Genomic DNA, 13,460 nt, shown 5'->3' on the forward strand with positions numbered 1-13,460 from the left:
TATAATTATATATTTATTTTTGTATATCCAACTGATTTTTAGTAATTTTGCAATCTAATCGAATTTTAGGAATTACTCAACATTGAGATAAAATACAATATATTATGAAATTTCAGGAAATACCAGTACTGCTGCTTACAGGTTATCTGGGCAGTGGAAAGACTACATTGGTTAACAAGATTCTATCAAACAAGCATGGTATAAAATTCGCCGTAATCGTTAATGATATCGGTGAAGTAAATATCGATGCAGACCTGATACAACAAGGTGGCATCGTTGATCAGAAAGACGACAGTCTTGTTGCATTGCAGAACGGATGTATATGTTGCACCCTGAAAATGGATCTCGTAGCACAACTTTGTGACATCACAAGCATGCAGAAGTTTGACTATATTGTAATTGAGGCTAGCGGTGTATGTGAACCTGCGCCTATCGCACAAACAATATGTTCTATACCAACTATGGGACCAGAATATATCAAAGGTGGCATAGCTCGCCTTGACTGTATAACGACAGTTGTTGACGCACTGCGAATGAAAGATGAATTCGGCAACGGAGAAAATCTCATAAGGCAGAATATAGCAGAAGATGATATTGAGAACTTAGTGATACAACAGATTGAATTCTGTAATATCATATTGCTTAACAAAGCATCTGAAGTTGAGCCTAGCGAACTAGAACGTCTAAAAGAAATAATAGTAGCTTTGCAGCCACATGCAACAATTATTGAATGTGACTATGGCAATGTAGACCTCGATAAGATCATCAATACACATCTGTTTGACTTTGATAAAGTTGCTACTTCTGCAGCATGGATTGACGAAATAGAGCATCACCACGACGATGAACATGATGATGATGACGACGATGATGATGAACATGACCATCACCACGAAGGCCACCACCATCATCACGAACATGATCACGAAGGTGGAGAAGTTGAAGAATATGGTATCGGCACATTTGTATATTATCGCCGCAAGCCTTTTGATCTTGTAGGATTTGATGAGTTTATCGCTTCTAAATGGTCAAAGAATATCATACGATGCAAGGGTATATGCTGGTTTAAGGAAGAGCCTGCAACATGCTATGTTTTTGAACAGGCAGGAAAACAGATGAATCTTCGTAATGCTGGCCAATGGTATGCAACGATGGAGAAAGATGAACTTGCTGACCTCATGCAGCGTGAACCAGGACTGCGTCAAGATTGGAACGACCAATACGGTGACAGAATGCAAAAGCTTGTATTCATAGGCCAGCACCTTGACAAAGACGAGATAACAAGACAATTAGACTCTATTCTTCTTGACTGATAAAGCATGCAACTAGATAAATTCAAGATTATAGCTATAGACGCTGACGATACACTTTGGGACTGTCAATCGCATTTTGACGATGTCGAAAATATGTATTGTCAGCTGCTCTCAAAATATGCTGATGCTGAAACCATATCAGACTCTCTGTTTGCAATAGAAAAAGCAAACATGGATTGTCTTGGTTACGGCATTAAGGCATTCACAATGTCATTGATTGAGAATGCTATTAAGATTTCTGATGGTGAAGTACATGGAAATATAATAGAAGAGATACTGCAAATGGGTAAATCGCTTTTATCTTTCCCAACAACTCCACTGCCAGAAGTTGAAGACACACTTATCACTCTTAACGAAAGAAAGAATGATGACAACTACAAACTGGTAGTTTTTACCAAAGGAGAACTTCAAGACCAAGAAAACAAATTAAAGCGTTCTGGACTTGCTAACTACTTTGACGATGTTGTGATTGTTTCTGAAAAGACAGAGCATGAGTACAAGCATCTGTGCGTGAACTACAACATACATCCAGAAGAATTACTTATGATTGGTAATTCTTTTAAATCAGATATTGCACCTGCACTTAATATAGGAGCATACGCAATTCATGTCCCATTCAGTGTAGCTTGGAAAATGGAACTATCTGAAACTTATGATCATAAACGCCTCACGACAATCAAGCATTTCGGGGAAATTTGCAAATAAAGCATAAATTTATTTTTCACTTCGGGGTAATTATATTACCCCTTTCTTTTTTTATTAATGACACCATTTGAATTTAAGCCACAGCTGGTGGCTACTTTAAAGAATTACAATCGTAAACAGTTTATCACTGACCTCATGGCAGGTATCATTGTTGGAATCGTGGCATTGCCGTTAGCAATAGCTTTTGGTATCGCCAGTGGAGTAACACCTGAAAAGGGAATAATAACAGCTATCGTTGCCGGACTGATAGTATCATTATTCGGAGGAAGTAAGGTTCAGATAGGTGGACCTACAGGAGCTTTCATCGTAATAATATATGGTATTATTCAACAATATGGAATAGAAGGATTAACCATCGCCACAATAATGGCAGGAATATTATTGATTATTTTTGGACTACTACATTTAGGTACAATAATCAAATACATTCCCTATCCTATTGTAATTGGATTCACAAGCGGTATAGCGGTAACCATTTTCACTACACAGATAAAAGATCTTCTTGGGCTTTCGATAGCAAACGTTCCTGCTGATTTTTCTAGTAAATGGATTGCATATATTCAAAACATCGGCACCATTACTCCTTGGAATGCAGCTATAGGCATTGCAAGTGTTATCGTCATTGCTATATCACCAAAGTTCAGCAAAAAGATTCCAGGATCACTGATAGCTATTATAATAATGACGATATCAGCATTGCTGTTAAGACAATATGCTGGTATCACATCAATAACAACAATTGGCGACCACTTTGCCATAAGCAATAAACTACCAGAAGCAACAATACCAGCATTATCATTCAACATTATAAAGTCATTGATATCTCCTGCTATTGTCATTGCCGTTTTGGGAGCTATAGAGTCTTTACTTTCTGCCACTGTAGCTGATGGTGTTATTGGCTCACGTCACAATTCAAATACAGAATTGATTGCACAAGGACTGGCAAATCTTGCGTCGCCTATTTTTGGTGGAATACCAGCAACAGGCGCAATAGCAAGAACCATGACTAATATAAATAACGGCGGTCGCAGTCCTATTGCAGGAATAATACATTCAGGTGTATTACTATTGATATTTCTTTTCCTAATGCCATTTGCCAAATACATACCAATGGCTTGTCTTGCTGGAGTATTAGTAATTGTTAGCTACGGAATGTGCGGTTGGCGATCATTCATCGGAATCATGCACAATCCCAAGAGCGACATTATCGTATTGTGGGTCACTTTCCTTCTAACAATATTCTTTGATTTGACCATCGCTATTGAAGTTGGACTAGTATGTGCATGCCTACTCTTCATGAGACGTGTGACAGAAGCTACAGACGTTAAAATTATAACCGACGAGATCGACCCATCTGAAGAGGAAAGTGATTTCATGCTTGGAAATCTGGAACATCTGGCTATACCTAAAGGCGTAGAAGTCTACGAAATAAATGGTCCATATTTCTTTGGCGCAGGTAACAGCTTTGAAGAGATTATGGCAACATTCGGAGACCGTCCAAAAGTAAGAATAATAAGAATGAGAAAAGTACCATTTGTAGACAGTACAGGAATACATAATCTAACAAATCTCTGTATGATGAGCAAGAAAGAAGGCATACAAGTTATACTTTCTGGAGTCAACGAAAATGTAATGAAAACACTTGAACATGCACGTCTCGAAAGTATTATCGGCAAGGATAATATATGCAGTCATATAAATGAAGCTTTAGAAAGATCAAAGGAAATCAAATAAGTAGTTAAAAAAGATATATATTATCTAAAATCATTTTGATATATTCAAAATATAATTTATCTTTGTCGTTGATGATAAATTTATCATGAAAGTATAAATTATTAAAAATAAATCGATATGAAAGATTTAAAAGGTACAAAAACAGAGAAAAACCTACATGACGCCTTTGCAGGTGAGAGCATGGCACGTAACAAATATACTTATTATGCCTCAAAAGCTAAGAAAGAGGGTTATGAGCAGATAGCAGCTCTTTTCGAAGAGACTGCTGGAAATGAAAAAGAGCATGCAAAACTTTGGTTTAAGTATCTCAATGGTGGAGATTTTGCACCCACTATGGATAACTTAGTTGACGCTGCAGGCGGAGAGCACTACGAGTGGACTGACATGTATGCTCGAATGGCTAAAGAAGCTAAAGAAGAAGGCTTTGATGAGATCTCTAGAAAATTTGAGCTTGTTGCTGCTATTGAAAAGCATCATGAAGAGCGTTACTTGAAACTGTTGCAAAACATCAAGGACGGAATTGTATTCTCACGTGATGGAGATCGCATCTGGAAATGCCGTAACTGCGGACATATCATTATAGGAAAGAAAGCTCCTGAAATTTGCCCAACGTGCAATCACCCAAAGAGTTTCTTCGAAATAAGTGCAGAGAACTATTAAATAATATCTATAATAAAGAGGCAGCTTAATTAGCTGCCTCTTTTTAGTTTAATTATCTGAACTTTATCATAATTCTGAGTAAACAGCTTATTGATATACAGGATTAATCAATTCGTATTTATTTTGTAGCCCCAAAGAGAGTATCTGAAAAATAACACAAAACACCATACCATCAAAACAAAAAAGCTGTATTGAAAATAACCTTTAAGATAGGGACATACACCGTAATTAAATAAAATATTTCATTTTTTATTTTGTATTGTGTGAGGCTTGCAGTATCTTTGCACAAATAATCATGCTAAAAGTATTGATGGACAAAAGCAAATTTGGATTACTAAGTAATATTATATATCCGGCAGATCTTCGTAAGCTCAACGTTGAACAGTTACCCGAAATCTGCAAGGAACTACGCGAGGATATTATTGATGAAGTTTCTGTTAATCCAGGACACTTCGCATCATCGCTAGGTGTTGTGGAAATAACTGTTGCTCTGCATTACGTATACAATACACCGGAAGACCGTATTGTATGGGATGTTGGACATCAGGCTTATGGACACAAAATACTTACAGGACGTAGAGATAAATTCTGTACCAACCGTAAGTTTCATGGTATATGCCCATTTCCTAATCCACGCGAAAGCGAATACGATACTTTTACATGCGGACACGCTAGTAATTCCATTTCAGCGGCATTAGGTATGGCTGTGGCAGCTAAGCATAACGACCAACGTCATGTTGTTGCTGTCATCGGAGACGGAGCTATGAGCGGAGGTTTGGCATTTGAAGGACTAAACAACGCATCAAGCACACCAAATGACTTACTGATAATCCTCAACGACAACGATATGTCTATTGACCGTGCCGTAGGAGGCATGGAACAGTATTTGCTTAACCTTGACACTAACGAGACTTACAATCGTTTGCGCTTCAAAGCTAGCAAATGGCTGCATAGCAAAGGATATCTGAATGAAGACCGTAGAAAAGGTATCATCAGACTAAACAATGCATTGAAAAGTGCGATAAGTCATCAGCAAAATATCTTTGAGGGTATGAACATTAGATATTTCGGACCTTTTGACGGACATAACGTTAAGGAAATAGTAAGAGTTCTTCAGCAACTGAAGAATATGAAAGGTCCAAAACTTCTACATCTTCATACTGTAAAGGGTAAAGGATATGAGCCAGCTGAGAAGGCTGCAACAATATGGCATGCTCCTGGTAAGTTTGATCCAGAAACTGGCGAACGTATGATTGCCGACAGCAGCAACCTGCCTCCTAGATTTCAGGATGTATTCGGAAAGACACTTTTGGAACTAGCAGAACAGAATCCAAATATAGTTGGTGTTACTCCTGCTATGCCTACAGGCTGTTCTATGAATATAATGCAGAAAGAAATGCCTGATCGTGTATTCGACGTTGGAATAGCCGAAGGACACTCTATAACATTCTCTGGAGGTATGGCAAAAGACGGACTGCAGCCATTCTGCAATATCTACAGTGCTTTTGCTCAAAGGGCTTATGATAATATTATTCACGATGTAACAATACTTAATCTGCCAGTTGTGATTTGTCTTGATCGTGCAGGATTAGTCGGGGAAGATGGTCCTACGCATCATGGCGTATTTGACATGGCAGCACTGCGCCCTATTCCTAACATTACAATAGCAAGCCCGATGGACGAGCATGAATTGCGCCGTCTCATGTACACAGCGCAACTTCCTGATAAAGGAACGTTTGTTATTAGGTATCCACGTGGACGAGGAGTTCTTACCGACTGGAAATGTCCATTGGAAGAAATAGAAGTTGGAACCGGCAGAAAACTCCATGACGGTAAAGATGTTGCAATACTTAGTATTGGTCCTATCGGCAATAATGTTGAGAATGCCATCAAGGATTATTGTGCCTCAGATAACACACTAAGTGTAGCACATTACGACATGCGTTTCTTAAAACCATTAGACAATAATTTACTTCACGAAATAGGGAAGAAATTCAATCGCATAATAACAATCGAAGATGGAGTACGTAACGGAGGATTTGGTTCATCTATCCTTGAATGGATGAGTGACAATGGATACACTCCAAAGATTACCCGTCTGGGTATCCCCGACTCTTTTGTTGAACACGGACCAGTCGACGAACTTCAGAAGATATGCCATATTGATTCTGATAGTATCATTGACGCGATAAAGAACTTAAGATGACATTAATCAATAAAACACACAAGTGCCCATGGATATATTCACCGTTTTGGTGATATTCCTGTCGGCTATATGAAAACACAACTAAATATATTATATGAAACCTATTAAATTCAATCCACTACTGAAATCCACTATTTGGGGTGGCGACAAAATAATTCCGTTTAAACACCTGGCGATAAACCAAGAAAACGTTGGTGAGAGTTGGGAAATATCGGGAGTAAAAGACCATGAAAGCATAATAGCCGAAGGCGAATATGCAGGAACAAAACTAAATGACTTATTAGCAAAACTTAAAGGTAAACTTCTAGGAGAAGAAAACTACAAACATTTCGGCAACGAATTTCCTTTGCTAGTTAAATTTATCGACGCAAAAGACCAATTGTCTATTCAAGTACATCCTAACGACGAAATTGCCAAAAAGCAAGGTTTGAAGCGTGGAAAGACTGAGATGTGGTATATCATGAACAGTGATGAAAACGCAAAGCTGAGAATTGGACTAAAGAAGAAGATTACACCAGAAGAATACGAGAAGATTGTTGAAAATGATACGATCACTGATGTGCTTGCTGAATATACGGTAAAAGAAGGTGACTGTTTTTTCTTGCCTGCGGGAAGAATACATAGCACTGGTAAAGGATGCTTTCTTGCCGAGATACAACAGACAAGTGATGTCACATGGCGTATTTATGACTTCAAGCGCAAAGATAAAGACGGAAACTATCGCCAACTTCACACAAAACAGGCTGCTGAAAGCATTGACTACAATGTAGAGAATGACTATCACACAGATTATAAATCAGAAAAGAATCAAGGTGTAAGTCTTGTACACTGCCCTTATTTCTGCACTAGCATATATGACCTTAACGAACCTGTGACAATTGACTATAGTAGTCTTGACAGTTTCGTTATCTTTGTTTGTCTTAAAGGACATGCGGATATAAGTGACAATGAAGAAAACAATATTTCTTTAGAGGCAGGTGAATCAATACTCATACCTGCAACAACAAAGTATGTATATATAAAAGGTGAGATAAAATTCCTTGAGTCTTACATTTAATTTTTAGCATATACACACAAAAAAGCACGAAGAATAGATAACCATTCTTCGTGCTTTTTTATTATAAACAACTAACTAGTTTGATTTAGCTACCGTCAATGCACTATTTGATCTTACAATCCATTCCTGCATATTTCTCACATCATATTTACTCCATGCAGAACCGAATAAATAAGTAAACTTCTCACCTCGATAATCATCTTTTATACCAACAGCATGTCCATAAATCCCATTCTCAGGCTTTGTCATCATCAATTTTGTTGTAATGTTGCCATAAGGAAACAATACACCGACATAGATCTGTGAATTGTTCTTATCCGGATCATCAGTAGGATCGGCATACAAAACAGTTTCTTTATCAAGCACAGCACCATCAGAACTATGAAGAACAACACCCGTAACAAGTTTACAAGCCGACTTCATACCATCATACCAGACTGTAATTCTATTAAAGTTACTGCCTTTATCAAGACTTATCAAGCGGTGTTCCACTACATTCTTATCACTTCCAATGCTAACAGGATTGAAATCAAGTCTCACAGTAAATCTTAATGGACCATTATCCAATATCTCATAATCTTTATAACAGTAAGGCATAATCATTTTTCCGTCTTTCATCAATGCAGGCGTACCACAACCTAAAGTCGGTCCTACACTGTAACAATCCATACCGTTGCCGTGATCATAATGAAAAGAAGTTGCATCGTCAATAGCTCTAGCCTCTTCTTTCTTTCCTATTCTGTAAAGTGAATCCTCTATAATATTGGCATCATAATCAATCTTGTATCGCTTATCCATAACAAGTTCAGGAGTATTCTTCACCCATACATCAAATCCGTAAGCCTTTTCGCCACTCCTTTGAAGTGCAGGTCCATACGCCCTATACATTCCTCGGTCGTTTTCCCAAGCAATATCATCTTTTCTTATCTTATAGTACGCACCATAAACAAAATTCTTCATTGCGGAATGTTGTCCTCGTTCAACATAAAAGACAGCGTTTCCGTTTGGTCTTACAGATGCATCAACAAGAAGTTTGCCATTATAACTTTTCTGATACTCCACCTCGTTTCCATGAGCATCTCTTACGATAATGTCATCTTCATTTCCGCATCCCAAACCAGCATATACACTGTCAATGTTAACTTCTGCTAATCTCTGAATCTGAAAATCAAGCCCATTATGAACGTTGAAAGAAAATCTTTGCAATCCCTTTCCGATATACTTCACATATTCACAAGCTGCAAGCAGAAAAGCACCTGTTCCAAAATTAGCTTCAGAGTCTTTGCCGACAACCTGACCTGGTATAGCTTTTTCTCCAATAGGCTGAACATAGCCAATCTTTCCATCAGACTGCAATGCTTCTTCCGAAAGATACTTCCATGCTCTGTTTATCACAGGGCGATATTTCGCATCGTCAAGAATCCCATTGTTTACACCCCATAGCATTCCATAAGTAAAGAAAGCCGTGCCACTAGTCTCTGGTCCTGGAGCCTGCAACGGATCCATCATTGAGCGAGTCCAATACCCTTCTTTCTGCTGAAGTTTAGCAACAGCATCAGCAAGAGTAATATATTTTTTGACAAAGAAATCATAATGACGATATGTATGTGGCATATCCTGTAGCACTTTTGCAAGTCCAGCAAGAACCCATCCGTCACCTCTTGCCCAGAAGTCCTTCTTACCGCTATTCGTCTTATGACGTGGATAAACATATTTACCATCACGGAAATAAAGCCCAGTTTTTTTATCCAACATGATGCTATCACTGTAACAGATGTTATCATAAAGTTTATCTAGGTATTTCTCTTCACCCGTCAAATTATACATCTTTGTCATTACTGGCATTACCATATACAGAGCGTCTGCCCACCACCAATAGTCGTGTTTCTTTGAATCAGCTTCATATCCCATTACCTCAAGAGCTCTTTTCAGACGGAAATCATTAAGCATCTCATTTCTGTCAGCCTTTGGACCATAAGAAATATTACACAAATCAATATATGTCTGAAAACAAATCTGCCAGTCACCGAATAATACATGCTGTTGGTCTTCACCATAAAACTTATATTTCCATTTCGAGGCATCCTTTTCTGTAGCTCCCATCCATTTATTGTGTTCTGCCCATTTAGTAGAATATTCAAGCCATTGCCTGTTTGGCATAAGTTTGTAAGCTTCAATATTACCGGTATGATAAGCGGCATTATCCCAGAAAGCCCTTGTTTCGGGTTTATGATGAGACTGCCAGTAATCATTCACCTTTTCTATCATCTCCACAATCTTTTTCTGTTGCGCACTAAAAGCCATACAGCTTGTGCACGCAAGCATAAGCATTGTCGAAATCATTAATTTCTTCATTATATATAATATATATTATTCGTTATTATGTATAATCTCTACCATTTATCCTTAGGTTGTGGAGTATCCGTCCACACGTGGTCTTTAGGAAATTTATCTCCACCCCATGCCTTGACCTGTGTCCAAGGTTCAGCTTTCACAGTCCAGAAAGGGTCATCAGCAGGCAGTCCCAATGGCATAAAGGTTAACGAAGCCATATATTCACTTCCATTATTGGTGTACCAATCGGCTGCATCAGGCTGACTTCCACAAAAACCGATGGTAAGAAAACCTGCATCATTATAGTTATTGTGTTCATCCCACATACGATGCATCACCTTTGTAAGGGCAGCTCTCACCTGACCATTTGTAAGTTCTGTTGGAAGAGCTTTCATCCATGCCAAAAGAGCCAACGGCTGCATCGCAGCATTACGATAAGGAATACTACGGCCAAATACAGGGAATGTACCTTCTGGAGATATGAAGCGTTCCAAAATAATTGAGTATCTCTGTGTACGCTTCAACTGTCTGTCATAATACTTTTTATAGTCAAGACGAGTACTTGCCTTAGCATCAATCATAGCCTGTAATGTTTCCAGATACATTGCATGAAATACATAACTACCATAATAATTAAAAGCAAACTCAGGACCATCAGAGAACCATCCGTCACCAACATACCACTCCTCGACTTTACGACATGCTGAGTTCACACGATACTCGTCATAATCCCCCCCAGCCTTTGCCATAAAACTCTCTATCGTTGACGAGAACAACAACCAGTTGGTATAAGGAGGATCAATCTTTCTTAATTTCTTAAATTCAGCAAGATATCTTTGTTTTGTAGTATCATCCAGCGGTTTCCATAATGAATCATATCCACGAAGAAAGCTTTCAGCAATATATGCTGCATCTACAAGATTCTGACCGCCGATACCCCAGCACAGATAATCAGGAGATGTCGGATCTACGGCGTTAGCATAGCTTCTAAGTGCCCACTCCCTAAGTTGCTTACGTTTAGTGCCTTCAGCAGTATTATCATCTGGCAACGAAAGCCAAGGTGCGATACCTGCCATAAGTCTACCAAAACATTCCATATAGGCAACCTTTTTGTTTCGGTTGTCGAAACTAGGGCTGAATTCCATCTTCATGTTCTTTACCAGTTCACCCTTCGCCATGTTCTCCAATACAGGACGTGACATTTTCCAAGCTTGTGAACTCCAATACTCACGATCGTTCATCTGCACCTTCTTCTTTGCCGAAATGCCAAGAGGCATAAGCAAAGCCAGTGCTACGACAAATAACTTAATATATCTAATCATAACAAACTATTTATTATTACCCATTTAAGATAAAACGACGGAATAACCATTATATTTGATTACTCCGCCGTAAATTATAACCTATTAATAATTAACGTTATCCATAAACATCTTAATTACCTATTTTTCATCAGCGACAGCATCTTCCCAATTAGTCCACATTTGTGTAGATTCATTATATCCGTCATATCCATAGTTCTGCCTCAATGCAGCACCCGTATTAGCTGTTATTGCAGAATTAGGAATAGGCCAGAATAGATTGTGCTTGTTAACCTTATATTCCAAACTTATACCGTTTGACTGTATGATGCCATTATTAAATAGACTGTAGTTAATAAGACGCTGATACCAATAGCTTCCACCAGTGCGATCTGTACCCTCTTGCTTGTCCCATGTCTTTATGTCATAAGTGTGTCCCCATTCATCTGGCTGTCCACTCTTTGCAAGACACCAAGCTACACGTGTCATTTCTGGCTGTCTCCACTCTTCCATATAAAGTTCACGAGCTCGTTCGTCAAGAATATCACCTATTGTAACAGTTGTAAACATATGGCGTGCGTTTGCGCGCTTACGTACTACGTTCACGTCATCAGCTGCACCTGTTGTATTTCCTTGATAGAAACGTGCCTCGGCACGAATCAAATAAGTTTCAGCTAGACGGAAGAGATAAAGGTTTCCATTAGACCCAGTAGATGCACCGTTAAACTGATTTGCACCTAAGTTACCTTCTGCTGTCTTATCCAATATATAGCATTGGTATAGCGGTGTAGGATACCAGCTTCTTATCGTATCTCCACAAAGCAAATCTCCCTTGTGAACGATAGTCTTGCCAGTGCCGTCAACATAGTCTTCAGTAGCATATAGCTGATAGTTCTTACCATAGTAAGGAGACTTTTTATTACTATATCTTATGTCTTCCATTTCTACCCAGTTTCCAACCTTACGGTTGTGACGCAAGTCTTGATAGTCAGGAGTTCCGTCTACGTTCCAGATAGCCTGATTATAATGCTTTGATGTTCTGAAACATCCAATACCACGTCCGATAGATCTTACCCAGTCGTTGTTTTCATCATAATCAGCATTGTTACGTGCAATATTCTTTCCAGCTGGAGAAATTCCTGAAGGATCCTTAATTACACCGTTACCCCAATGTGCAAAACATGCACGCATAATACTATATCCTGTGAAATTCTGATCATTGAAGTTCAATATAGGCATAATGAGTTCCTTGTTTGCAGGATCGCATACATTTTCGCCACGATGAAGATCCCAAAGTACATTACGTGTGATAGGCCATGTCTTTTGGTTTCCGGCAACAAATGTTCCGAATGGACTTTCCATCAAGTGCAGACCATAGTTACTTATAAGATCTGTAGCAGTCTGTTCTGCCTTGTCATATTGTCCTGTAACAAGATAGCATTTTGCTAAAAGCTGCAAGCATGCCTCTTTGTTTACCATACCGATATCAGTCATTGCAGACTGAGAAGGCACGTATTTCACAGCAAACTCCAAGTCGTTTACAAGCATCTTGAAAATAGCTTCCTTTGATGTACTCTTATAGTCTTGCTTTGGTTTTGTGATAATCTTTGTTACCAATGGAATATCACCAAACTGTAATGTCAGATAGTAATATCTCAATGCACGGTGGAAATAAGCACGTCCTTTATAAATGTTTCTTGTATTATCATCAAGTCCTTGTGCTTTATCTACGTATGATAGCACAGTATTAGCATATTTCACACCTGTATATCCTTCATCCCAAAAACGTTGCATGGCATTACCATCACCACCACCGTTCATACCAGATGTAGGAGTTAGCTTTGCATCAAAGTTATCTTGGAAACCACCACCCATATCTGTCTTGGCATATAAGCCAATATCAGACATATTATAGTTGGAAGCCATTGGAAGAACGTTTCCGTTTCCATCCATTATGATTGTCTTCAACTCTAGGTCACACATACCAAGAGCTGACTTCAATCCAGCCTCATTGCTATATGTTGTTGAAGGCTCATAGAATGACAGTGGGTCTTGACCCAAAAATGAGTCACCACAACTAACGAGCATTGTCGCCATGACAAATGCCGCACTGCCTTTAAATATATTACTTATATAGTTCATGATGTATT

At 38.6% G+C, this 13,460-nt stretch carries 9 protein-coding genes; 6 read left to right on the forward strand and 3 right to left on the reverse strand.

Going from position 1 to position 13,460, the window contains the following annotated elements:
* The first annotated feature begins 104 nt into the window (after nt 1–104).
* The 6 genes from prwr041_RS01690 to prwr041_RS01715 all read left to right on the forward strand — a co-directional run bounded on the left by prwr041_RS01690 (nt 105) and on the right by prwr041_RS01715 (nt 7,675).
* Nucleotides 105–1,313, forward strand: coding sequence for a CobW family GTP-binding protein (locus tag prwr041_RS01690; RefSeq protein WP_207154602.1), 1,209 nt, complete (start codon nt 105–107; stop codon nt 1,311–1,313).
* A gap of 6 nt (nt 1,314–1,319) precedes the next feature.
* Nucleotides 1,320–2,018: an HAD family hydrolase gene (locus prwr041_RS01695; RefSeq protein ID WP_207154603.1), complete on the forward strand. Its 699-nt coding sequence runs from the start codon at nt 1,320–1,322 to the stop codon at nt 2,016–2,018.
* A 57-nt stretch (nt 2,019–2,075) separates the two neighbouring features.
* Nucleotides 2,076–3,752: a SulP family inorganic anion transporter gene (locus tag prwr041_RS01700; RefSeq protein WP_207154604.1), complete on the forward strand. Its 1,677-nt coding sequence runs from the start codon at nt 2,076–2,078 to the stop codon at nt 3,750–3,752.
* 117 nt (nt 3,753–3,869) lie between these two features.
* Nucleotides 3,870–4,412: a rubrerythrin gene (gene rbr, locus prwr041_RS01705; RefSeq protein ID WP_018462599.1), complete on the forward strand. Its 543-nt coding sequence runs from the start codon at nt 3,870–3,872 to the stop codon at nt 4,410–4,412.
* 310 nt (nt 4,413–4,722) lie between these two features.
* On the forward strand, nt 4,723–6,618 hold the full coding sequence (dxs, locus tag prwr041_RS01710) for a 1-deoxy-D-xylulose-5-phosphate synthase (protein ID WP_207154605.1): 1,896 nt from the start codon (nt 4,723–4,725) through the stop codon (nt 6,616–6,618).
* Nucleotides 6,619–6,712: 94 nt separating this feature from the next.
* The gene (locus tag prwr041_RS01715) at nt 6,713–7,675 is read left to right on the forward strand and encodes a type I phosphomannose isomerase catalytic subunit (RefSeq protein ID WP_207154606.1); all 963 of its coding nucleotides are present in this window, start codon (nt 6,713–6,715) and stop codon (nt 7,673–7,675) included.
* Between the two features lie 75 nt (nt 7,676–7,750).
* On the opposite strand, the gene prwr041_RS01720 is transcribed toward prwr041_RS01715, so the two are convergent.
* From prwr041_RS01720 to prwr041_RS01730, 3 genes are all read right to left on the reverse strand, one after another.
* A complete protein-coding gene (locus tag prwr041_RS01720; RefSeq protein WP_207154607.1) occupies nt 7,751–10,030 on the reverse strand; it encodes a glycoside hydrolase family 88 protein in 2,280 nt (759 codons plus the stop codon).
* Between the two features lie 38 nt (nt 10,031–10,068).
* A complete protein-coding gene (locus prwr041_RS01725; protein ID WP_207154608.1) occupies nt 10,069–11,331 on the reverse strand; it encodes a DUF2264 domain-containing protein in 1,263 nt (420 codons plus the stop codon).
* Between the two features lie 120 nt (nt 11,332–11,451).
* A complete protein-coding gene (locus prwr041_RS01730; RefSeq protein ID WP_207154609.1) occupies nt 11,452–13,452 on the reverse strand; it encodes a RagB/SusD family nutrient uptake outer membrane protein in 2,001 nt (666 codons plus the stop codon).
* Between the last annotated feature and the right edge of the window lie 8 nt (nt 13,453–13,460).

The organism is Prevotella herbatica (assembly GCF_017347605.1).
Classification (GTDB): Bacteria; Bacteroidota; Bacteroidia; order Bacteroidales; family Bacteroidaceae; genus Prevotella; species Prevotella herbatica.

Bases quoted from the DNA above. Each gene is read 5' to 3' on its own strand.
- prwr041_RS01715 (WP_207154606.1), top strand. From the start codon at position 6,713: ATGAAACCTATTAAATTCAATCCACTACTGAAATCCACTATTTGGGGT.
- prwr041_RS01700 (WP_207154604.1), top strand. From the start codon at position 2,076: ATGACACCATTTGAATTTAAGCCACAGCTGGTGGCTACTTTAAAGAAT.
- prwr041_RS01720 (WP_207154607.1), bottom strand. From the start codon at position 10,030: ATGAAGAAATTAATGATTTCGACAATGCTTATGCTTGCGTGCACAAGC.
- rbr (WP_018462599.1), top strand. From the start codon at position 3,870: ATGAAAGATTTAAAAGGTACAAAAACAGAGAAAAACCTACATGACGCC.
- dxs (WP_207154605.1), top strand. From the start codon at position 4,723: ATGGACAAAAGCAAATTTGGATTACTAAGTAATATTATATATCCGGCA.
- prwr041_RS01695 (WP_207154603.1), top strand. From the start codon at position 1,320: ATGCAACTAGATAAATTCAAGATTATAGCTATAGACGCTGACGATACA.
- prwr041_RS01690 (WP_207154602.1), top strand. From the start codon at position 105: ATGAAATTTCAGGAAATACCAGTACTGCTGCTTACAGGTTATCTGGGC.
- prwr041_RS01730 (WP_207154609.1), bottom strand. From the start codon at position 13,452: ATGAACTATATAAGTAATATATTTAAAGGCAGTGCGGCATTTGTCATG.
- prwr041_RS01725 (WP_207154608.1), bottom strand. From the start codon at position 11,331: ATGATTAGATATATTAAGTTATTTGTCGTAGCACTGGCTTTGCTTATG.